Origin of the sequence: Niallia sp. MER 6, from assembly GCF_023714395.1 — a bacterium.
GTDB lineage: Bacteria > Bacillota > Bacilli > Bacillales > Cytobacillaceae > Niallia.
In genome coordinates this window covers 310084-333290 of sequence record NZ_JAMAUK010000003.1, presented here as the reverse complement: position 1 = coordinate 333290, position 23207 = coordinate 310084, and the positions used below count along the sequence as shown (strand labels likewise).

The 23207-nt window shown below is 39.1% G+C and carries 24 protein-coding genes; 10 read left to right on the top strand and 14 right to left on the bottom strand.

Features of this window, described 5'->3' with window-relative positions:
* The first annotated feature begins 4 nt into the window (after positions 1-4).
* The 3 genes from M3600_RS06300 to ispG all read left to right on the top strand — a co-directional run bounded on the left by M3600_RS06300 (position 5) and on the right by ispG (position 2685).
* Positions 5-781 (top strand): DUF1189 domain-containing protein, encoded by a 777-nt coding sequence (locus tag M3600_RS06300; protein ID WP_251644963.1) that lies wholly within the window; start codon positions 5-7, stop codon positions 779-781.
* 287 nt (positions 782-1068) lie between these two features.
* Entirely contained in the window at positions 1069-1395 is a 327-nt protein-coding gene (locus M3600_RS06295) for a LysM peptidoglycan-binding domain-containing protein (protein WP_233313143.1), read from the top strand.
* A gap of 153 nt (positions 1396-1548) precedes the next feature.
* Positions 1549-2685: a flavodoxin-dependent (E)-4-hydroxy-3-methylbut-2-enyl-diphosphate synthase gene (gene ispG, locus M3600_RS06290; protein WP_233313142.1), complete on the top strand. Its 1137-nt coding sequence runs from the start codon at positions 1549-1551 to the stop codon at positions 2683-2685.
* A gap of 105 nt (positions 2686-2790) precedes the next feature.
* On the opposite strand, the gene bglH is transcribed toward ispG, so the two are convergent.
* The 3 genes from bglH to M3600_RS06275 form a co-directional block, all read right to left on the bottom strand.
* Positions 2791-4188: an aryl-phospho-beta-d-glucosidase gene (gene bglH, locus M3600_RS06285; protein ID WP_245399883.1), complete on the bottom strand. Its 1398-nt coding sequence runs from the start codon at positions 4186-4188 to the stop codon at positions 2791-2793.
* Between the two features lie 58 nt (positions 4189-4246).
* Positions 4247-6130, bottom strand: a complete 1884-nt coding sequence (locus M3600_RS06280; RefSeq protein ID WP_237941711.1) for a beta-glucoside-specific PTS transporter subunit IIABC — start codon at positions 6128-6130, stop codon at positions 4247-4249.
* A 373-nt stretch (positions 6131-6503) separates the two neighbouring features.
* Complete coding sequence (locus M3600_RS06275; protein WP_233314705.1) at positions 6504-6947, bottom strand: DUF308 domain-containing protein; 444 nt, start codon at positions 6945-6947, stop codon at positions 6504-6506.
* A 148-nt stretch (positions 6948-7095) separates the two neighbouring features.
* Here M3600_RS06275 and M3600_RS06270 point away from each other — a divergent pair, with 148 nt between their 5' ends.
* Positions 7096-7671, top strand: a complete 576-nt coding sequence (locus M3600_RS06270; RefSeq protein WP_233313139.1) for a 5' nucleotidase, NT5C type — start codon at positions 7096-7098, stop codon at positions 7669-7671.
* A gap of 35 nt (positions 7672-7706) precedes the next feature.
* Here the strand turns inward: M3600_RS06270 and zur are convergent, their stop codons facing one another.
* Entirely contained in the window at positions 7707-8120 is a 414-nt protein-coding gene (zur, locus tag M3600_RS06265; RefSeq protein ID WP_233313138.1) for a zinc uptake transcriptional repressor Zur, read from the bottom strand.
* A 208-nt stretch (positions 8121-8328) separates the two neighbouring features.
* On the opposite strand from zur, the gene M3600_RS06260 reads away from it, so the two are divergent.
* From M3600_RS06260 to M3600_RS06245, 4 genes are all read left to right on the top strand, one after another.
* On the top strand, positions 8329-8586 hold the full coding sequence (locus M3600_RS06260; RefSeq protein WP_233313137.1) for a DUF2624 domain-containing protein: 258 nt from the start codon (positions 8329-8331) through the stop codon (positions 8584-8586).
* 160 nt (positions 8587-8746) lie between these two features.
* A complete protein-coding gene (locus tag M3600_RS06255) occupies positions 8747-9613 on the top strand; it encodes a permease (protein ID WP_233313136.1) in 867 nt (288 codons plus the stop codon).
* 12 nt (positions 9614-9625) lie between these two features.
* The gene (locus tag M3600_RS06250; protein WP_233313135.1) at positions 9626-10474 is read left to right on the top strand and encodes a TIGR03943 family putative permease subunit; all 849 of its coding nucleotides are present in this window, start codon (positions 9626-9628) and stop codon (positions 10472-10474) included.
* 112 nt (positions 10475-10586) lie between these two features.
* Positions 10587-10919: a hypothetical protein gene (locus tag M3600_RS06245; RefSeq protein ID WP_251644961.1), complete on the top strand. Its 333-nt coding sequence runs from the start codon at positions 10587-10589 to the stop codon at positions 10917-10919.
* A gap of 56 nt (positions 10920-10975) precedes the next feature.
* Here the strand turns inward: M3600_RS06245 and M3600_RS06240 are convergent, their stop codons facing one another.
* Entirely contained in the window at positions 10976-11869 is an 894-nt protein-coding gene (locus tag M3600_RS06240) for a deoxyribonuclease IV (RefSeq protein ID WP_233313133.1), read from the bottom strand.
* Positions 11870-11895: 26 nt separating this feature from the next.
* On the bottom strand, positions 11896-13206 hold the full coding sequence (locus M3600_RS06235) for a DEAD/DEAH box helicase (RefSeq protein ID WP_233313132.1): 1311 nt from the start codon (positions 13204-13206) through the stop codon (positions 11896-11898).
* 319 nt (positions 13207-13525) lie between these two features.
* Here M3600_RS06235 and M3600_RS06230 point away from each other — a divergent pair, with 319 nt between their 5' ends.
* A complete protein-coding gene (locus M3600_RS06230; RefSeq protein ID WP_233313131.1) occupies positions 13526-14101 on the top strand; it encodes a YqfQ family protein in 576 nt (191 codons plus the stop codon).
* A gap of 230 nt (positions 14102-14331) precedes the next feature.
* Positions 14332-15276 carry a 4-hydroxy-3-methylbut-2-enyl diphosphate reductase gene (locus M3600_RS06225; RefSeq protein WP_233313130.1) on the top strand — a complete coding sequence of 315 codons (945 nt, stop codon included), beginning with the start codon at positions 14332-14334 and terminating at the stop codon, positions 15274-15276.
* Between the two features lie 41 nt (positions 15277-15317).
* Here M3600_RS06225 and M3600_RS06220 read toward each other — a convergent pair whose 3' ends face one another.
* From M3600_RS06220 to ccpN, 8 genes are all read right to left on the bottom strand, one after another.
* Complete coding sequence (locus M3600_RS06220) at positions 15318-16433, bottom strand: Nif3-like dinuclear metal center hexameric protein (protein WP_251644959.1); 1116 nt, start codon at positions 16431-16433, stop codon at positions 15318-15320.
* A complete protein-coding gene (locus M3600_RS06215) occupies positions 16420-17139 on the bottom strand; it encodes a tRNA (adenine(22)-N(1))-methyltransferase (protein WP_233313128.1) in 720 nt (239 codons plus the stop codon). The genes M3600_RS06220 and M3600_RS06215 overlap by 14 nt, the downstream gene beginning before the upstream one ends.
* Before the next feature lie 144 nt (positions 17140-17283).
* On the bottom strand, positions 17284-17700 hold the full coding sequence (locus tag M3600_RS06210) for an LTA synthase family protein (RefSeq protein WP_251644953.1): 417 nt from the start codon (positions 17698-17700) through the stop codon (positions 17284-17286).
* A 228-nt stretch (positions 17701-17928) separates the two neighbouring features.
* Positions 17929-19053, bottom strand: coding sequence for an RNA polymerase sigma factor RpoD (rpoD, locus tag M3600_RS06205; protein WP_127737424.1), 1125 nt, complete (start codon positions 19051-19053; stop codon positions 17929-17931).
* 37 nt (positions 19054-19090) lie between these two features.
* Positions 19091-20899, bottom strand: a complete 1809-nt coding sequence (dnaG, locus tag M3600_RS06200; RefSeq protein ID WP_251644950.1) for a DNA primase — start codon at positions 20897-20899, stop codon at positions 19091-19093.
* 59 nt (positions 20900-20958) lie between these two features.
* The gene (locus M3600_RS06195; protein WP_233313125.1) at positions 20959-21414 is read right to left on the bottom strand and encodes a YaiI/YqxD family protein; all 456 of its coding nucleotides are present in this window, start codon (positions 21412-21414) and stop codon (positions 20959-20961) included.
* Between the two features lie 320 nt (positions 21415-21734).
* On the bottom strand, positions 21735-22562 hold the full coding sequence (locus M3600_RS06190) for a pyruvate, water dikinase regulatory protein (RefSeq protein WP_233313124.1): 828 nt from the start codon (positions 22560-22562) through the stop codon (positions 21735-21737).
* Between the two features lie 14 nt (positions 22563-22576).
* Positions 22577-23197 (bottom strand): transcriptional regulator CcpN, encoded by a 621-nt coding sequence (gene ccpN, locus M3600_RS06185; RefSeq protein WP_233314704.1) that lies wholly within the window; start codon positions 23195-23197, stop codon positions 22577-22579.
* Positions 23198-23207 lie beyond the last annotated feature (10 nt).

Genomic DNA, 23207 nt, shown 5'->3' with positions numbered 1-23207 from the left:
ATGAATGAATATTTTTAAGCAGTTTTACCGGAGCATCTATTCACCAAAAGATATAGCTAGCTTCCGTTCACAGGGTATTTGGAAAACAATCTCTTTTCTTCTGATCCTCTCGATTGTCGCCTCTATCCCTACCATCTATTATTTAAGTAAAAGCATGAATGAAGGAATACATACACTAGCTTCCACATTGGAAGAAGATGTTCCCGACTTCCGAATTGAAGACAACACGCTTCATTCTGATATGAAGGAGCCGAGCGTAACCAATACAGAAGACTTAACAATTATCGTTGATTCTACAGGCACCTATAACGAAAAGAACATCAGCTCTTCAGGCAATACTGTTGCTCTCCTTCCAAAAGAGTTCGTTATTGTCACAGCAGGACAATCTCAGTCGTTTGAGTACTCCTATTTCGGAAATATTCAAGCATCTAAAAGCGATTTAGCAGCATTAGCGAAATCCTTTGATTCAATGGTGCCACTGTTTACGAGTATAATGGCCGTGATCTTCTTTATCTTCCTTGCAGCTTCTAAAGCAATTGAAGCATTCATTCTTGCGATTTTCGGAACTGTCTTTGCAAGAATTTTAGGAAGAGAATTAACATATGGCCAAACATGGAGGATTACTGTCTACAGTATGACCATTCCGACTATCTTCTTTTTCATCATGGATAGCTTGGAAACAAATGTACCTAACGGCAGTATGCTTAATTGGTTCATCTCCCTGTTCATCGTATTCCTTTCTATTAAAGAAATAGAAACGAAAAAACCGATAAAAGAATAAGCATTAGAATTATACCCGTTTTTGTTTGCTCTAAATCTATATTAGCCACTAAGACTGTAGACAAGCTTTCTAAACAGCTGTTGACAGTCTTTTTATTTAATCTTTCTCGCCCTCCAGCACCTTCTATTTTGCGTCCTGACCTGCTCTAAATTAGTAGAGCAGGTTTTTTTATGGATTATAATCTATTATTTTTAGAAATAATGATAGATAAAATACTAGAAAAAGGTTCTATTAAAAATTCCTTGTACATACATTTAACTATCCATAAAAAGCAGGAGGAATCATGTATGAAAAAGCTCTTCATTACTTTTATCTGTCTGTTGACCATCTATGTTATCTATTTTGATTTGAATCACGGCACATTGAATGTAGATAAAGAGCCAGCGATTGAGGTACAGGCATCATCTGGATCTGACAGCCCCGGCTATTTTGAGCATGAGGTAAAAGCAGGCGAAACGGTCCTGTCAATCATCGAGAATGAAACGTCTGTAGCCCTTCCTGTCAGCATTGATACTTTAATAGCAGACTTCAAAAAATGGAATGACGGCGTTTCTCCTGAGGATATCCAAGTCGGAAAAGTTTATACCTTTCCTCATTACATCAATGGGCAATAAACGATTCCCGGCAAATTTTCCATTTGTTAATGTCAGCAAGTTTCTTGTCAATATAAGTATTTCATTGTTACAATAGGAATGTACTTTTGAATTTATTTGAGACCCTTCTTAAGTTTTTAAGGGTTCTCCAATTATTAAAGGAGCGAATCACCATTGAGTGAAATTATACATCGTACTAAAACCCGACCAATAAAAGTTGGCAATTTGACCATTGGCGGAAACAATGAGGTTGTTATCCAAAGTATGACAACAACAAAAACACATGATGTCGAAGCTACAGTTGCAGAAATTAATCGACTTGAAGAAGCTGGATGCCAAGTTGTCCGCGTTGCTTGTCCTGATGAACGTGCAGCCGATGCTATTGCAGAAATTAAGAAGAGAATCAACATCCCGCTTGTAGTCGATATCCATTTTGATTATCGTCTTGCATTGAAAGCTATTGAAGGCGGAGCAGACAAAATCAGAATTAACCCAGGTAATATCGGTAAACGGGAAAAGGTGGAAGCAGTTGTTAAAGCAGCTAAAGCTAAAGGAATTCCGATCCGTATTGGTGTAAACGCAGGTTCACTTGAAAAGAGAATCCTCGAAAAATACGGCTATCCAACAGCTGATGGCATGGTTGAAAGCGCATTGCACCATATCAAAATACTCGAAGATCTTGACTTTCATGATATTATCGTATCCATGAAAGCATCTGATGTAAATCTTGCGATTGAAGCGTATGAAAAAGCGGCAAAAGCTTTTGATTATCCTCTTCATCTTGGGATTACGGAATCAGGCACATTGTTTGCAGGAACTGTAAAAAGTGCGGCTGGATTAGGTGCGATTCTTAGCAAAGGAATCGGAAACACGGTTCGTATTTCTTTAAGTGCAGACCCTGTTGAAGAAGTAAAAGTTGCACGTGAGCTATTGAAATCTTTCGGATTGTCGGCAAATGCAGCTACATTAATTTCTTGTCCGACATGCGGACGTATTGAAATTGACCTTATTTCGATTGCTAATGAGGTGGAAGAGTATATATCCACCATTAAAGCACCGATTAAAGTGGCCGTGCTTGGCTGTGCTGTTAACGGTCCTGGAGAGGCGAGAGAGGCTGATATCGGGATCGCAGGTGCTAGAGGCGAAGGTCTATTGTTCCGCAAAGGGAAAATAGTCCGTAAGGTGCCAGAAGAAACAATGGTAGACGAATTGAAAAAAGAAATAGATGCTATCGCTGAAGAATATTTTGCCAAAAAAGCGGCTGAAGAAGCTGAAGATAAACAGAAGAAGCAGGATATGCTTACACAATAAGCTATAATGAGTCACCCCCCATTGATTTGATGGGGGGTGACCCACTTTTAGAAGCTTATAGACAAAATAAAACCCTTAAGCAATATGCTTAAGGGTTTTGTTTTGTTACAGTGATTCTCCGTTTGTTTCAATTACTTCTTTATACCAATGGAAGCTCTTCTTCTTAATACGGTCATTTGTTCCTTTACCTTCACTGTCTCTGTCAACATAAATATAGCCATAGCGTTTTCTAAGCTCTGCTGTAGATGCGCTCACAAGGTCGATTGGTCCCCATGAAGTATAACCGATTAGTTCGACTCCATCTTCAATCGCTTCTCGCACTTCTTCAAGATGGCTTTGCAGATAGTCAATCCGATAATCATCTTGGACAGTTCCATCCTCATTAAGTGTATCAACTGCACCAAGTCCATTCTCTACGATAAACAGTGGTTTTTGATATCTGTCATGAAGCTGATTCAAGACAATTCGCAAGCCTTTAGGGTCAATTTGCCAGCCCCATTCAGACGAAGCCAAATATGGGTTTTTGACACCTTCTAGCAGGTTTCCACTCGTTTTCTGATGCTCTGGGTCTGTGCTAGCAACAAACGACATATAATAGCTGAAGCCAATATAATCTACCGTGCCTTCTTTTAGAAGCTGCTCATCGCCTTCTTCCATGACAATTTCAATATTGTTGTCACGGAAATAGCGCTTCATGTATCCAGGATAGCTTCCTCTTGCCTGAACATCAGAGAAGAATAGCGTCTGACGGTCTTGCTGCATTGCTGCGAACATATCCTCCGGTTTGGATGTATATGGATATGTGACCATAGAAGCGATCATACAGCCAATTTGTGATCCTGGGATAATTTCATGACCGGCTTTTACGGCAAGTGCACTTGCAATAAATTGGTGATGTGCGCCTTGATACTGGGAATTCTTCTTGTTTTCCCCTTCATCAAACAGCAGTCCGCCACCTGTAAATGGTGCATGGAGAATAACATTGATTTCGTTAAAAGTCATCCAGTATTTCACTTTATCTTTATAACGTGTGAAAACAGTTCTTGCAAAGTGTTCATAGAACTCGACAACTTTGCGGTTTTTCCAGCCGCCATAGTTTTTTACTAAAGCCAGAGGCATTTCATAGTGAGAAATTGTTACTACAGGCTCGATATTATATTTCTTCAGTTCATCAAATACGTTGTCATAAAACGCTAAACCTTTTTCATTAGGCTCTGTTTCATCACCATTTGGGAATATTCTAGTCCAAGCAATAGATAGACGGAAGGCTTTAAAGCCCATTTCGGCAAAAAGTGCGATATCTTCTTTATATTTATGGTAAAAATCAATTCCATCATGATATAAATTATAAGCTGTCATGGACTCATCCGGCGGGCTCATAATTCCATGCGGAGATACGTCTGCTGTGGACAGTCCTTTTCCATCTTCTTTATATGCACCTTCAAGCTGGTTAGCAGCTACTGCGCCGCCCCACAAAAAACCTTCTGGAAATCTTTTCCCCATTCTATTCACCTCTTCATGTTATTAGAAAGGGACTGAATAACCAGTCCCCCTACATTTCTTAAACTGCAGATAAGTCAAGCACTACATCGTTTGCGCTTGTATGACCAGTTTTAAGTGGTGTTACATCTTTATATTCCATCGTGTTTGTAATAACAACAGGAGTAATTGTGTCAAATCCTGCTTTCTTTAATGCATCAATATCAAATGAAGTGATTTTGTCTCCAACCTTTACAACGTCTCCTTCTTTCATATGTGCTGTAAAATGCTCACCGTCAAGCTGAACTGTATCTAATCCGACATGGATAAGGATTTCTGCTCCTTTATCACTTGTAATACCGATAGCATGCTTTGTTTTGAAAAGTGTTGTAATAACTCCATTTACTGGAGAGAGCACTTCCCCTTTTTCTGGGATGATAGCAATCCCTTTCCCCATAATTTCTTGGGAGAATGTTGGATCATTCACTTCGCTTAATGAAACAGCTTTTCCTACGATAGGGCTTAAAATTTGTTCGGATACAATCCCTGCTTCTTTCGTCGCCGCAGCTTCTGCTTCTGCATCTTTGTTTTTAGCTGGTTCTTCTGCGTTTTCAGCAGGTACATCTTCAAATCCGATTAGATATGCCGCAACTGCTGCAGCAACAAACGCAATCGCCATACCAATTAGAGCGTTTACAAAGTTAAGTCCTGGTCCAATGAATGATGTAACACCTGGAATACCTGCACTACCACCCATGATATATGCTGCAACCTTCGTGATTCCTAGATAAGCACCACCGACTGCTCCACCAATTAGTGCCGCGATAAATGGCTTTTTAAGACGAACGTTAACACCATACATTGCTGGTTCTGTTACACCCATTAATCCTGTAACACTGACAGAATAAGAAAGTGATTTGAATTTTTTGTTTTTCGTTTTCATTGCAACTGCAAATGCTGCTCCAGCTTGCCCCATATTTGCCAAGAACATTGCTGGCATTAAATAGTCAAAGCCGTTTACTGTAACATTGTTAATCATGATTGGCACTAATGCGTAATGCATTCCAGTCATGATGATTAGCGAGAATGAACCTGCAAGAAGGATCATCGCAAATAGTCCTGCATTGTCGAATAAGAAGTTGATTCCTCCAGATAGATATTCACCTAGAATAGCACCAAGCGGACCAACTGTGATCAATGTAACCGGAACAACTACTAATAACGTAACACTTGGTACTACAATAAGTTTTAAGGACGCATGTGTAACTTTATCTATCCATCTTTCCACATAAGAAGCAATCCAGATTGCTAACAGAATCGGTATAACGGTTGATGAATAAGTAGCAATCGTAACAGGCAGCCCGATAAAGGAAATTGGTTCACCTGCGGTAAATAATGCTGTTAAGTCAGGATGCAGGATGGCTGCACCGATTGCTGCAGCAACAAACATGTTGCTTCCAAATTTTCTTGCAGCACTTACAGCTAATATGATTGGCAAGAAGTAAAAGGCACCGTCACCAACAGCTGTTAAGATGATATATGTTTGACTCGTATTAGAAAGCCAGCCTAACGCAACTAGAATCGCTAGAATACCTTTGATCATACCTGCTCCAGCAATTGCTGGCAGGATAGGAGTGAACACACCAGAAATGACATCAAATACAGCACTTATCGGATTTTTCTTTTCTCCCGAAGATCCGCCGCTTGTCTTTTCTCCGCTTAATTTACTGTTATCTATAATTCCTTTATAAACCTTCGGAACATCATTCCCAATAATAATTTGGAATTGACCTCCGCTGATGTTTGTTCCCATGACACCTTCAAGCGCCTCTATTTGTGGGCGATTTGCTTTACTGTTGTCTTTTAAGTTAAAGCGCAATCTTGTCATACAGTGAATGACATTATCTACGTTCTCTTCACCGCCAACTTGTTGCAATATTTCTTTTGATAATTTATTATAATCCATGACAGTACCTCCTATTTGTAGGGGAATAATATTGTTATACTTTGATTTAGCTGTATGAGGGTGGCAGCCCATATACAGCTTTTTTTTCTTGCTTATTTATGTTTTTACATCCCTCCGTTTTTACTCCATAAAAAAAACCTAAACTACGCCCATAATAAAGGATATAAAAATCCTCCTATCGAACGAAGTTTAGGTTTTGCCTGCATAATCAGTAACAATCCTAAAGCGGTTTCATTAAATTTTACAACCTAAATTTATCATGCCTTAAAATATTTGTCAACGCTTTCGATATTATTTTATAAAAAATATTTTTTCAATAAAAAAACGGCAGCTTCTAACAGAAGCTGCCGACCAAACAAGTCAAAGGTTTGTGCTAAAAGAACGGGGCAATAAAAATGCCGATGATAATAGACAATGCTCCAAGAGCGATCGCCCATGATCCAAGCGTTACTGCTCCGCGTCTGCGGGCTACAAACCCTACAATAATCCCAACGATGCCTAATACAATCGGCATCACAAACAGAGAAATAATAGAAATAATCAGCGCTGTTATCCCAATTCCTCTGCCATTGCTCTCTGTACGTTCCTTGCGCTGTGTGTCCATTTTTGCTTCTTCGTTCGTCGTCTCCACTCTCTGACGAACTGGGACACTTGTGTTAAAAGGCATTGGATTGACAATCTCTGCAGATGTCTCCTCCATATAATCTGTTGTGCGTGAATCGTCTTGCTCTCTATCGGTGCGATTCTTTTCTTCATTGCTATTGTAGTCTGCCATGATCATTCCCTCGCTTTCTATAATAGGAGCATTTATTATCATGGCCAATTAAGCACTCCTTATTAGTGTAAAAGCTTGGAAACATACTTTTTTACGTAAATCCTTTCTCTCTCCCATGTCTTTTGATAAGCTAAAGAAGGATAAGTTTTAGTAAAAAATTTAGAAGAAACAACAGTAAAAGGAGTACATAATGAAAAAATTGCGTTTTGGAATAGATATTGACGGGACAGTCACAAGACCGGATACCTTCGTTCCTTATTTAAATGAGAGCTTCCAACTAAATATAACGTTAGAAGATATTAAAGAATATGATCTATATCCCCTTGTTTCTGTTTCACACGAGGAATTCGATAAATGGTTTATAGATAATGAACCACGCATTTATACTGCTTCTCCTCTTGCAGAGGGAGCAAGCGTTGCTTTGAGCAGCTGGGCGGACAAACACGAGCTATACTTCATCAGTGCAAGAGGACAGCATCTCCTTGACATTACGAAAGAATGGTTTGTAAATAACGGCATTGCTTATAATCATATTGACTTAATTGGCACACATCATAAAATTGCAGCAGTTAAAAAGTATGAAGTGGACATCTTTTTTGAGGATAAGCATGATAATGCAGTAATGATCCATCATGAATGTGGAATTCCTGTTATTTTATTTGATACTCCGTACAATAGAGAGCCAATTCCTGATGGAGTAATCCGGGTGACAAGCTGGCAGGAAGCTTCCAAATGGGTGGACAACTGGATTAAAACGAAGCAATAATAAAAAAAATCTACTGTTTGCTAACAGTAGATTTTTTATTGAATACATTCAGGACATTTTCCATAAATCTCAAATTTATGGCCTGAAACATCATATCCTTTTAAGTTGTCAGTCAGTTCTGCCATCGGACATGTAATAATTTCTTTCGTTTTTCCGCATTCCAGACAGATAAAATGATGATGATGGTGGTGATGTGAGCATGTAAACCGGAAATGCTTCTCTCCGTTCAGCTCTGTCATCTCAAATATATTGAGCTCCACAAAAAGAGAAAGATTACGGTATATAGTATCAAAGCTTAAACCAGGATAATCATTTTTCAATGCATCCAGTACATCTTTAGCCGTGATATACTTATTTTTAGCTGCAAACAGCTCTAGAATATCTTCTCGTTTTCCGGTATGCTTATAGCCCTCTTCTTTTAGTATGTCTAATGCTTGATCTACATTCAATGGTGACACCTCCCAATTTTCTGGAATATATATAGTAACCGTTACGATTTATTCAACTAATGGAAGTCATCCTTTATCTAAATTAGTATACAAGAATGCCCTGATAATGTAAAGATACGGCGACTTTCGAATAAATCATTCAGATTTTTTGCATTTTTCATGACACATTTTCGCCTAACCCTCATATGTTAGAATGGGGAGTGATGACATGAAAATTTTTGAGAATATAATCAACCATAAAATCCATACGATTACTGCAACAGAGCTGCTGAAATACAGCAAACAATTCAAAATTCCTATTAATGATGGAGAAGCTGAGACACTGGCAAAGCATTTAAACAGCAAAAAAATCAACATTTTCAATCCAAATGAAAGAGCTCAGTTAATCAGAGAGCTTGCGACAATTACCAGCCCAGCCACAGCAAAGGAAGTCAATAACTTGTTTAATCTATTTGCAAACCAATAAGCTTTATGACTGCCTCTTTTTCCTTCTATGGGAAGAAGAGGCTTTTTTTATTTAATAAAAACATTTTTTATTCTCATCTTTTTTTCATGTGCCTATGCTAAAGTGTTTGCTTGGACAAGATTATCTTATTTTTTGGAAGCTAAAAGGAGCAATAAAAATAATGAGTATGGATACATTACTGCAATTAAACACCATTTTTATAAGTATCATTATTGAGGCACTGCCATTTATTTTGATTGGTGTTATCGTCTCCGGAATCATCCAAGTCTTTATTTCAGAAGAAATGATTGCAAGAATTATGCCGAAAAATAATATTCTCGCTATTTTGGTTGGTTCCGTAATGGGTGCTATTATCCCTGCCTGTGAATGCGGTATTATTCCGATAACAAGAAGGCTTATTTTAAAAGGAGTATCAATCCCTGCAGCTGTAGCGTTTATGATCACAGGGCCAATTATTAATCCGATTGTTCTTTTCTCCACCTATATTGCTTTTGGCAACAGCTGGAGCATGGTGTTACATCGTGGATTATTGGCAATACTTGCGGCAATTATCATTGGTATTGTTCTTAAATTCACCGTTAAAGAGGCACCGTTAAAATCAACAGAAAACCATTCGGCTCATTATCATTCCTTTACAGAAAAAATTTCTGCTATGCTGAAACACTCTATCGACGAATTCTTTTCAGTCGGGAAATATTTAGTGGCAGGTTCATTTATTGCGGCACTTGTGCAGACGACTATTAAAACATCAACACTTGTTTCCATTGGGAACGGAACCATTTCCTCCCATGTTGTGATGATGGGGCTAGCTTATGTATTAAGCCTATGCTCACAAGCTGATGCCTTTATTGCTGCAAGCTTTCGCGGCAGCTTTTCCACAAGCTCGATTCTCGCTTTTTTGCTGTTTGGCCCTATGCTCGACATCAAAAATACAATGATGCTGCTCAGTACATTTAAAGCGAAATTTGTCGCTCTCTTATGCACCGTTATTACCATCACTGTTTTACTTGTGACATTAGTTTTTTAAGGAGGCATGTATATGTTTCGGATATTTGTTCTAATCGGGTTCACATACCTTTTTTTCCATCTGCATGCATCTGGCGATATTTCTAAATATATTAACATGAAGTATTCCTATATATCTGAGTCTGCCATATATATCTTTATTTTGTTTACGCTTATCTCCATCTATTTTTATATAAAAGGAGATAAACACGATCATGAACATGAGCATGATTGTGATCATTGCGGACATAATCATGCAGCAGAGGAAAACCGTTGGTGGAAAAGAGCCATTGCTTTTCTCATTATGATTGCGCCTGTATTGACAGGACTATTCCTGCCTGTTGCCACACTTGATTCGAATATAGTAGAAAAGAAAGGGCTCTCCTTTCCCGTCTATGCGGAAGGAGATGAATACAGCCAGCATCAGTTTCTACAACCAGATACAAGCAGCTATTACGGAAAAGAAGGCTATTCTGAAATGATGGATAAGGGTCTGAAGAAATTAAGTAAAGTAGACTCCATTAAGCTGGAGGGAGATACTTTCCTCAACGATCTGGAAACTATCTACAATTACCCAGGTCAATTTATCGGGGAAGAAATAACACTGACAGGTTTTGCTTATAAAGATAAAGAGCTGGCAGCCAACCAAGCCTTCCTGCTGAGATTCGGAATTATCCATTGTATTGCTGATTCAGGTGTTTACGGAATTCTTCTGGACCTGCCTGATGATTTGAAGGCAAGCAATGATGATTGGCTGCAAATAACAGGAACTCTTGATAATATTTATTACCAGCCTTTCAAAAAAACCATTCCAGTTCTCAAAGTAACAAAATGGACAAAGGTTACCGAGCCTAATGATCCGTATGTTTATCGTCAAAATTAACATAGAAGCAAAAACTGCCGTTCGACGGCAGTCTTTGCTTCTATTTTTTTGAAAAATCAATAAATTTTGTATTATAATAAATTTATAAGAATTTACCAAAGGAGGGCATTCAATGAAATATGGGAAATTTGTGATTGCTACAATGGTTGTTATATTAATGGAATTTGGCATTTCTTATTTAGTTGCACAAAAATTGAATATTTTTTATTTAGATGCCATGTTTTATGTAGGTTTGAGTCTTACCTTAATTTTTGTCTTTTTCTCTAGCACAGGAGGCTTATTTACTAATTACAGTGAGATGACTACTGCAAAAAGTTATCTTGGTTTTAAAAACAATTATAAATTAACAAGAAAACTTGGCAGCTTAAGCATAAATTGTTTAAATGTTGGCTCTCTATTATTTTTTCTTATCGGCCTTGCTACAGCCTTCATCACAAGTAACTAATCTATTTTAAGCAAATAAAAGACCACTTCACATGATGTGAAATGGCCTAATTTACTTTAACCTTTTAAAATATCGTCAAGTAAGCTTTCATTAAATTGCTGAGTTTTCAGCATATCAATTTCATGTTTATATGGAGCTTTTTTGTTAGTCTTATCTTCCCCGACATAAGGTGTTTCCAAGATTTTCGGAATATCAATAAGCTGAGGATGATGAACAATTTTGCTTAATGCGTCAAAGCCGATATGACCATAGCCAATATTCTCATGACGGTCTTTTCTCATCCCTACTGCATTTTTACTGTCATTGATATGAAGTACTTTCAGCTTGTCTATCCCGACAATACGGTCAAACTCATCAAGCACTCCGTCAAAGTCCTCGACAATATTATAGCCGGCATCATGAGTATGACATGTATCGAAGCATACAGACAGCTTGTCATTATAGGTGACACCATCCATAATCATTGCTAGCTCCTCGAAGGTTTTACCGCATTCGGAACCTTTACCAGCCATTGTTTCCAGTGCAATTTGCAGATTTTCTTTGCCTGTCAGCACTTCGTTTAAGCCTTCGATAATTTTTTTTATGCCTATATCTGTACCAGCACCAACATGTGCGCCTGGATGCAAAACAATTTGTTTAGCACCAAGCGCTTCTGTCCGTTCAATTTCTGTTCGTAGGAAATTAACACCTAGTTCAAATGTTGCCGGATTTGTAGTGTTGGCAATATTAATGATGTAAGGAGCGTGGACAACGATATCTGCTATCCCGTTTTCCTGCATATGTCTCATTCCTGCTTCTATATTTAAATCTTCAATTTTTTTGCGTCTTGTATTTTGAGGAGCACCTGTATATATCATGAAGGTATTTGCTCCATAAGATACTGCTTCTTCACTTGCTGCTAGAAGCATTTTTTTTCCGCTCATGGATACATGGGAACCTAATTTCACCATTCATCCTCTCTCCTCTCAGCTTTTACTTATTTATTTCTGCTTTTCAAACGTCTTTCCCGTTTTTTAATGCCTTCTACTTCTCGCTGCATCTTCTTTTTGTAGCCAGGTTTCACTTTCTTCGGCTTTTTCACAAGAGATTTTGCTTTCACATCAATTTCATCTGCAGTACGTTGACGTTTTTTTCGGCGGTTTCTGTCTTCAATTTCGACCCACTCACCGTTTTTCAAGTCCATATTTTTAAACTCGATGCCAAGCTTTTCAAGCTGGTTTAGCTTATCCTCATCCGATTGCTCGTAAATAGTCAATGCAATTCCTGAAGAACCGGCTCTTGCTGTTCTGCCGACACGGTGAACATAGAAATCAAGATCTGCTGGCAATTCAAAATTGATGACATGACTGATCCCTTTAATATCAATTCCTCGTGCAGCTAAGTCTGTTGCAATAATATATTGAAACTCCAAATCAAGGACTTGCTTCATCACTTTCTTTCTTTCACGAGGTGTAAGCCCGCCATGAATTCTAGCAACCTTCAGCCCTTTTTCCGAAAGCCCTGCAGCTACTTCATCACACATTTGCTTTGTGTTTGTGAACACGATTGCCAAAAATGGGTTGAAAGCTGTCAATGCTTCATATACTGTCGTAATTTTATCTCTGTGTCTGGAAGGTAGAAGCACATGTTCAATCTTAGCAGCAGTCAGCTGCTTTGGCTCCACATGTACATATTTAGGATTTTCTAAATATTTCTTTAAGAACGGCTTCAGTTTTTCCGGTATTGTTGCGGAGAATACAAAGATACTTAAATCTTTTGGCATTCTTGCAGCAATTTGGTCCACATCTTCAATGAAGCCCATATCAAGCATAAGATCTGCTTCATCGACAATCAGCATATTAGCTGTATGGACATGCAGAGCCTGCTCCTTTACAAGGTCATTAATTCTTCCTGGTGTGCCGACAACAATATGCGGCTGGCTTTTAAGCTTTTCAATTGCACGCTGTTTATCCGTCCCGCCAATGAACAGGCGGCTTGAGATCGCTTCTGGTGAATGCTTTGCCACTTTAACAATTTCATTATGAATCTGCGTTGCAAGCTCTCTTGTCGGTGCAGTTATTACAGCTTGTACCGTGTTACTCTCAGGATTAATTCTTTCCATAATTGGCAGTACATAAGAATGGGTTTTCCCTGTTCCCGTTTGTGACTGTCCAATAGCACTTTCCCCTTTTAACATCAATGGGATAACTTTTTGCTGTATTTCTGTTGGTTCATAAAAGCCCAGTTCATCGACTGCTTTCAAAATGAACGGCTTTAAATTATAACGGTTGAATGTATTTTGACTCATTTTTAAAACTCCTTTATATTCAGACAATAAAAAACTTGCCGCGGCTTCACTAGTCCATCATATTATTATAATCAAAATCTGCTGAAAAGACCACTAATTCTCAGGTAATTAACGCGAAACCTGTTGATTACTCCCGAAACTTTGATTCCTTTTTCCTAAATATACTTGCTTCACCTTTTATTTTTCCCATATTTTCTATTTTTTAATTAAGACAATTCACTCAGATTTTATGCACTATCCGCTTAAACCCTAAACAAGTGACAACTATACAGCATACGCTAATAAGGAATACAGGTTATTATAGAAAGGAGGCAGCAGCATGCCACCAAGACCGCGTATGCCGCAGCCAAGAGGCATGGGGGGAAGAATGATGCAAGGCCCTGCTCCATATCAAAGACAGATGATGGGCAGAGGCGGCGCTCAAACCAGTAATGGTGGAGGCATTCTTTCTAAATTGCTTGGAGGGGGAAAAGGCGGAGATACAAATGTGCAAAGAGGTGCTGCAATGCTAGGCAGCTCAAGTTCAAGAAATGCCGCGACTGGCGGAGGGATATTGAAGACATTAACGAATCCTGCTTCCATCAACGGATTACTTGCCAATTCGCAAAAATTCCTGCAAACAGCAAGCCAGGTTGGTCCGATGATCAGCCAGTATGGACCAATGGTGCGAAATATCCCGGCAATGTGGAAGCTTTACAGGGGCTTAACAAGCAGCAGCGATTCCAGCACAGACAAGTCTGCTGATACGAATAAGGTGAAGAATACAAAGACGACACAAGAAGCTACTGGAACTTCCAATGAAACAGCGGAGCCAACTGCTGTTCCGGGAGTAGAAGAAACACCGGCTAGAGGGCCGCAGGACAGTGGAGTTTCTGTTCCTAGAATGTATATATAAATAAGTTAGACCCAAATTTCTATTTTTCAGCTGATCTAAATTTACAGCCCAAACAAGTAGAAAATGGGTCTTTTATTTTTGCCATCCTCCATCACTATCTCAATATTTTTGTCTTCTTTTAAGAAGTTTTATATAATAATATATGTTAAGATATACTCTGAGTCCTAATACTTATCCGTACGTTGATGTATTTTGGACGGATAAAGAGGTTCCTAGTGGGAGGATTACAAATGAAAGTGATAAAAATTGCCCCTAGAGGTTATTGCTATGGCGTAGTTGATGCTATGGTAATCGCCCGTAATGCGGCTTTAGATAAAACATTGCCACGCCCGATTTACATCCTTGGTATGATTGTGCACAATAAACATGTGACGGACGCTTTTGAAGAGGATGGCATTATTACATTAGATGGTAAAAATCGCAAGGATATTATTGAACAAGTTGATACAGGTACTGTTATTTTCACCGCCCATGGCGTTTCTCCTGAAATTAGGGAAATAGCGAAAAGAAAAGGCCTTGTGACTCTTGATGCAACATGTCCTGATGTTACAAAAACACATGACTTAATTCGTGAGAAAGAAAAAGAAGGTTATTATATTATCTACATTGGTAAAAAAGGGCATCCAGAGCCAGAGGGTGCTGTTGGCGTTGCTCCGCATGCCGTATCATTAGTTGAAACAGTTCAGGATATCGAGAACCTCGATATTAAGCAAGAAAAGATTCTTGTCACAAACCAGACAACGATGAGCCAATGGGATGTTGCAGATTTGATGGAGAGCATCAATTCGAAATTTCCTCATGCTGAATTCCATAAGGAAATTTGCTTAGCCACACAAGTTAGACAAGAAGCTGTAGCCCAGCAGGCTGGCGAAGCAGATGTCTTGATTGTGGTAGGAGACCCAATGAGCAATAACTCAAATCGTCTTGCACAGGTTTCTGAGGAAATTGCCGGTACACCTGCTTACCGTATTGCTGACGTGTCTGAACTGAAACTAGAATGGATTAAAAATGCTAAATCTGTTGCAGTGACAGCTGGCGCTTCAACCCCGACACCGATAACTAAAGAAGTGATTAACTTCCTTGAGCAATATGATTCAGAAAAGGAAGAAACATGGGAAAGAGAAAAGAAAGTCCCATTAAACAAGATTCTTCCGAAGGTGAAGACAAAACAATAAACAAAAGCGGTAAAGAACTTAGGTTCTTTACCGCTTTTTCCTTATACAAACTGAAATGGGTCTGTATGAAGACTGGATGGGAAAATATTTACCTTATAGCCTGATTCCTCACAAAGAGAAACGAGCTTATAAGCAACTCCTTTTTTCATCACCTTTTCGACATTATGGCCTGGGTCGATTATATTCAAGCCAAGCTCACTGGCGTCAATCGCAACATGATAATACATATCGCCAGTTACATAGACATCCGCGCCTTTTCTGATGGCATGGGAATAATATTTATTGCCGTCTCCGCCCAATACAGCCACTTTTTTTACTTTTGCTTTCATATCACCGACCACTCTTACCCCTTGTACGTCGAGGCGCTTTTTAACGTGTTCAGCAAATTCTGCAAGTGTCATTTCTTCTATTTTACCGACTCTTCCAAGACCAAGCTGCTCACCTTGCTGCTGGACATCAAAGATATCAAATGCCGGTTCTTCGTATGGATGTGCTTTTTGGAGCGCCTTGATGACTGTTTTTTCAATGGAATGAGGATAGATAGTTTCTATTTTCATCTCGTCCACGGTCTCCAGTTTGCCAGGCTCTCCCTTAAATGGATTTGTATCCTGACCTGGTTTAAATTCACCTTTTCCTTGTGCAGTAAAGCTGCAATGACTGTAATTGCCGATAGCACCTGCACCTGCATTCCCTAATGCTGCCTTCACTTGCTCAGCGTAGTCAGCCGGAACATAAACAGCCAGTTTTTTAAGCTTATCCTCATATGTAGGAACTAGTACTTCACAATCTGTTAAGCCTAATGCATCGCTCAACAAATCATTAACACCGCCTTTAGCTACATCTAAATTAGTATGGGCAGCATATACAGAAATATCATGCTTAATCAGCTTTTGCATCAGCCTGCCTGCAGGGTTATCTGCCGTTATTTTCGATAAGGGACGGAAAATCGGAGGATGGTGAGCAATAATTAAATCTGTTTTCAAAGAGATTGCTTCATCTACTACTTTTTCGGTTACATCAAGGGCAATCATTACATTATGTACTGGTCTGCTCAAATCTCCGACTTGAAGACCGATTTTATCCCCTTCCATTGCATAAGCCTTTGGCGAAAACTGTTCGAACAATGATATTAATTCAAATCCATTAATTGTTTTCATTTCCGAGCACCTCCTGTACAAGTGCGATTTTCCAATTAAGCTCTTGTAGTTTAGCAACCGTCTCTTGTGTTTCTGTTGCTGTTTGCATACGCTCAATTATTCTCTGCCAATTTTGTCTTTCTAACGTCCATTTCTTTTGGAAGGCTTGGTTTTTTTCTCTGCTTAAAAAAGGTCCAAGCAAAAGCTCTGCATCTATTTGCTCTGTATAAGGCTCCTTTCCTACTCCTTGTTCAGCAACGAGCACTTCATAAATCTTATCATCTTCTTCTATTATCTCTTCGCTCACGAGCTTCCAGCCATTCTCTATAAGCCAAAGCCTGATAGAATAGGCGCTTACGTTCGGCTGCAGAACAAGTCTTTTGACAGTTTGTAGCTTTTGTTTGCCATCATCAAGAATAGCAGCGATTAAAGCTCCGCCCATTCCGGCAATCGTAATACAATCGACTTCACCTACTCCTACTACCTCTAGTCCATTCCCTTTTCTTACAGATATAACATCTGTAAGTCCCTCTTGCTGGACCTGTCTGCGGGCAGATTGAAATGGTCCATCCACCACTTCTCCTGCAATTGCAAATGACGCTTTCTGCTTTTTCAGCATATAGCAGGGCAAATAGGCATGATCTGAACCAATATCTGCGAATGATGCTCCTGCTGGTATGTATTTTGCTACTGTTTCAAGACGATTAGATAATCTGTCTGTATTCATTCTAAACACCACATTTCATTGCTATTTCTTATACTAAGTTGATTATTCTATTACCTATTTGTAACATATTTGCTAACGGAATGCCACAAGACAACTGATTTTTCAGCAGGCTTGTCCCTATATAGAACATAGTAATTTTTCCCATTAAGCGCGGAATGACATAAAAACGAGAACTGCAAGCAAGAGGAAGCCAATATAGGAAGAAATCGTAAAATAAACTAGCTTAAACTTTCTTCCTCCTATAAACCAGAGTAAACAATTTATCGTTAAAATAATATATAAGAATATTATTTTTTCTGGAAAAAAATGAAGAACAGCTTTAACGCTAAACAACAGAACGATAAACGCTGCTACTGTAACAGGGATATCATTTCCCAGCCCTTTTACTTGATAATAGAAAATGCCCGCTGCAGTTATTATCAGAAAAATTAGTGAAATAGCCATTTGCAAAATGAAAGACAATTCAGTAAAATATAAGAAACCTACTGTTATCGGAATAAACAATAAAAAGATTGCACTGGAGATAATATGCTTTTGCTTTGGCAATTCTTCTTCCTTCATTCTATTGCCTTCTGTGTAAAGGGTAAGCAAATAATCGCAATAATGCTCCGGAAGCATTTTATTTTTTTTCCAATAAAGTATTTCTTGGATAATCACTGTTTTCCTATTATCCTTTATGGGCAGCACATCCTTCATGTATTTACGGTTAAAAAAAAAGAAACAGCCACTTCTATTGTAAGAAGTAAACTATTTCTTGGCAATGATAACTTTGATATATCAGTTCATGCTTTATTCTAAGAAATCTTTTAGTCTTTTGCTGCGGCTCGGATGTCTAAGCTTTCTTAGTGCTTTTGCTTCGATTTGGCGAATACGCTCACGCGTTACACCAAATACTTTGCCGACTTCTTCAAGTGTTCTTGTACGTCCGTCATCTAAACCGAAACGAAGTCTTAAAACATTTTCTTCACGGTCTGTCAAAGTATCCAGAACATCTTCAAGCTGCTCTTTTAGAAGCTCATAAGCTGCATGTTCAGAAGGAGATGTTGCATCCTGATCTTCAATGAAATCACCTAAATGGGAATCATCTTCTTCCCCAATCGGCGTTTCCAAGGAAACAGGCTCTTGCGCAATCTTTAAGATTTCTCTTACTTTATCCGGAGTCAGATCCATGTCTTCTCCAATTTCTTCAGGAGTCGGTTCGCGGCCTAAATCCTGCAGTAACTGACGCTGAACGCGAATCAATTTATTGATTGTTTCAACCATATGAACAGGAATACGGATTGTGCGGGCTTGGTCCGCAATTGCTCTCGTAATAGCCTGGCGAATCCACCATGTCGCATACGTACTGAATTTAAATCCTTTTTCATAGTCGAATTTCTCAACCGCTTTAATAAGACCCATATTTCCTTCCTGAATTAAATCAAGGAACATCATTCCACGGCCAACATAACGTTTTGCAATGGAGACTACAAGTCTTAAGTTCGCTTCAGCAAGACGGCGTTTTGCCTCTTCGTCGCCTTCCATAATGCGCTTTGCCAATACAATCTCTTCTTTAGCGGAAAGCAGGTCCACACGACCAATTTCCTTTAAGTACATACGTACAGGGTCATTTATTTTAACGCCAGGAGGCACACTTAAATCATTAAGATCGAACTCTTCCTCGCCTTTTGCAAGCTCTTGAACATTCGGTGGCTCATCCTCGCCATCTCCTACAAGCTCTATACCTTGATCTCCTAATACCTCATAGAACTCATCCATTTGATGGGAGTCTAATTCAAAACTGGCTAGTTTTTCTGCAATATCATCATATGCAAGCACCCCAGTTTTCTTTCCAACTTCTGTTAATTGTTCCTTTACCTGATCAAGGGTCAATTCCGTTTCAACCTCTTTTGAACGGGCTGACTTTTCAGCCATATGTCCCCCTCCTTCCAAAAAATCAAGACAATCAAATTTATTTTAATGATTTTACTAACAACATGACTTCCATTCCTATTTCTGCTGCCTTTAGAAAATCATTTTGTCGCTCTGCTTCTTTTTGCAATGCTTTTTTTTCATTAATCTCAAGCATTTTTTCATAATTCAACAGCTGTTTTAAATAATCGGCAAGCTCTTGGTCATTTACTTCTTCATTGACTTCCATCATGTCAATGTCAGCTACAATCCGCTGCAGCTCACCGTCACGAATAAAGTTTAGAAAGGCGCTCGAATCTGAGCTTTGTCCTGTTTCATAAAAAGCCAGCAAGTATGTGAAGATTGCCTGATGTTCATCAATATTAAACGTCCGGTCCTGCAATGCTTCCCGCACCTTTAACGCGACATCTTCATTTTTGAGCATATGTGCTATCAGCCTTCTTTCGGCAGTATGATATGCCGGCAGCAAATTGTTAGATCTTTTTTTAACACTATATTGCTTAACTGGTGCATTAATGCTTTTATTTGGCTTATTTATTATACGCCTGCCGGCCAGCTCTTCCTCCTGCATTTTTAATGCTTCAAGAGAAATCGCAAACTCAGAAGACAGCTGTCTTAAATAGAGATCTTTTTCAACTGCATTTTCAAGCTGAGCAATTTCTCCCAATACTTGTTCTATATAGGCGAGCTTATCTCCTTCATTTTGCAGATTTTTTCCTCTGCGGTGATACACGAGCTTAAAGCTCATGAAAGGAACACTCGCCTGCATGATTTCATGCTGCAGTTTTTCTTCCCCGTATTTGTTAAGATAATCATCCGGATCCAGACCATCTGGAAGCATGATGACCTTAACAGTACATTTGGCGGCAACAAGCATTTTTCCTGCCCGATAAGCCGCTTCAATCCCTGCAGAGTCTGAATCATAACAGATCGTTATCGTCCGGGAGTTCCGCTTCAAAATAGCGATATGCTCTTCTGTAAGGGATGTTCCCATTGTCCCGACACTGTTTTCCACACCTGCACGGCTTGCAGCAATGACATCGGCAAATCCTTCGAACAGGACAGCATGCTGTGTTTTCCGCATGCCAGGCCTTGCCAAATGAAAATTATAAAGGGTGCTGCTTTTATTAAAAATTGGTGTTTCCGGACTGTTTAAGTATTTAGGAGTTGAATCCCCTAATGTACGCCCGGAAAATGCAATAGTATTGCCATTACGGTCAAAGATGGGAAACATGATTCGATCGCGGAAACGGTCAAAATATCTATCCCCTTTTTCACTTTTAATGATCAAACCTGCTTTTACCAGTAAAGAAACATCATATTTCTTTAAATACTTCACTGCGAAATCCCATTGATTCGGCGCATAGCCTATTTGGAATTTCTCAATTACTTCTTTAGTGAAGCCTCTGTTAAGCAAATACTGTAAAGCATGCTCACCATCCGTTGTGTTTAGAAGCAAATGATGGTAAAATTTAGCTAGTAAATCATGCGCATCCATCATTTGCTGCAAATCTTTGGAAATGGCAGGCTTATCACCTGACTCTTGCAATTCCACACCTAAGTCGACATTAGCTCTTTCCGCCAAATGGAATGCGGCTTCCTGGAAGGAATAACCGTGTATATCCATCAGGAAAGTAAAGACATTTCCACCCGCATGACAGCCGAAGCAATGAAATATCTGCTTTTCGGGTGATACGGAAAATGACGGGGTTTTTTCGCCATGAAATGGACACAACCCTAAATAATTGCGTCCTTGCTTTGTTAAAGCTACATGCTCCCCAATGACGTCAACTATGTCAATTGCCTGTTTGACCTCGTTTACCTTTTCATCAGGAATGCGCTCAACCATTTTTAACACATCTCCCTACTACTAACTTTCCTATAAATAAGACATTCGACACAATCAGCTCATTCTCCTGCAACTTTCGACAAAACGATTGCCAAACTTTTTTTAAACTTTTGCCGATCCTTTTCTTCGAATGGCCTTGGTCCTTTACCGTATATACCTCTTCTTCTTGCCTTTGCAGAAAGATAACGCATATCCAGCGCTGTGGCAATATCCTTTTCCTCGAGGATAATCCCTCTTGGGGTTAAGACTTGCACAGCTTTTGGCAGCAAGGTTGCCGCCAGTCCGATATCCTGTGTTACCACAACATCATTTGCCTTCACGGCATTCATAATAAACATATCTACTGCTTCCTTGCTACTGTCAACATATTTCCAGTTTGTTCCGTCTTGATGCAGTTTCATGTGAGCATAGGAAGCGATAAAAATTACCTCTATAGATTTGCTTGTAGCCATTTCGACAATTTCTTCTTTCACAGGACAAGAATCAGCGTCAACATATATGATGCAATTATCCATTGTACTAATAATTCTACATCACTCCACATATTCCTTCTTTCACGAATACTTTTTCGTTGAAAGAGATGTTGTCGAAAATTATTTTTTTCTTCCTCTTGACTTCTCACAGTAAATAGTTTATTCGTTATGAGCCAAGTCTAAACCTATTTACAATACTTTTTTATCACAATTTTCTATTATAGTACATAAATTAGGTAAATACCATAAGTTTTCCGAAAAAAACAACAACAATTTCTCCTGCTCAAATAAAAATTTTCCGTAAAATAAATGATCCTGCCAATAAACGCCAACAGGATCCTTCTTTGCTTTGTTTTAGAATATCAAAACTGCGTGTTTTTGGCACGATAATATAAGTTGAAAATAATATTGGCCGTTTCTTCGACTGCTTTGTTCGTCACATCGATTACCGGACATTTAATTTGGTCCACAATGCTTTCAAAGTATTCTAGTTCCTGTTCGATCCGCTCAATTTGCGCATAGCTTGCACTGTCACTTAGACCTAAAGAGATCAGCCTTTCCTTGCGGATATTATTCAGTTTTTTCGGGCTGATTTTTAGACCAAAGCATTTATGTGCTGGCACTTCAAATAATTCCTTCGGAGGATCCACTTCAGGCACTATTGGCACATTGGCTACTTTCACCCGCTTATGGGCTAAAAATTGGGACAAAGGCGTCTTGGAGGTTCTTGATACACCAAGCAAAATAATATCTGCTTTTTCCAAGCCTCGCGGATCTCTGCCATCATCATATTTGACTGCAAATTCAATCGCTTCTACTTTTTTAAAGTAGTCTTCATCAAGCTTTCTGACAAGACCTGGCTCAAACAACGGAGTTTTGCCCCAGAGCATCTGAAACTGATCGATAATAGGCCCGATAATGTCAGCAGCGTATACACCTTCTTCAACTGCCAGCTCTTGCATATATTTGCGCATTTCTGGCTTTACAAGCGTATAAGCAATCATGCCGTGCTCTTGGCGCGCCTGGCGAATTACATCGCGTATATTGGACTTGTCTTCGACAAATGGAAACCTCTTAATGGAAACATTCACATTATGGCCGGAAAACTGGCTGATTGCTGCTTTCGTCACAAGCTCTGCTGTCTCTCCGACAGAATCAGAAACTACATAAATGATTTGCCTTTCCGTCATGATTCACCCTCCTCTTAAATTTGTTCATTGGATAAGTCTACAAGTGCTTTTGTTATATTTGTTTTCGTTACTCTGCCAATTACCTTTAGGCCATCAAGCTCTTCCTTCACAACTGGCAATGAATCTATTTCCCGTTCTATCAGTTTTTTACCAACATCCACAAGCTTATCATCCAAATAACAGTAAGTGATATTTGGCATTCTCGTCATGATGATGGTAACAGGCAATGACGACAATTCCTGTTTTCCGATGCTTGCCCGAAGCATGTCCTTCCTCGAAACCACACCAGCAAGCATTTCGTTTGCATCGACGATAAAAATAGTGCCTACATCCATCGTAAACATTGTAACGATTGCATCATAAACAGATGTTGTATCACTTGCTACAACAGGACTGGAATAATAATCCTTAACTAGCAGATTATTAATGTTTTCTGTCTGCTCTGACGTCTTGCCAGTATAAAAATAACCGACGCGAGGCCTTGCATCAAGAAAACCTGCCATCGTTAGAATAGCGAGATCAGGGCGTAATGTGGCTCTTGTCAAATGTAAGGATTCTGCAATTTGCTCTCCAGTTATAGGTCCATTCTCTTTCACAATTTCCACAATTTGCTGTTGGCGTCTATTCAGTTTTATCGTTCATTCA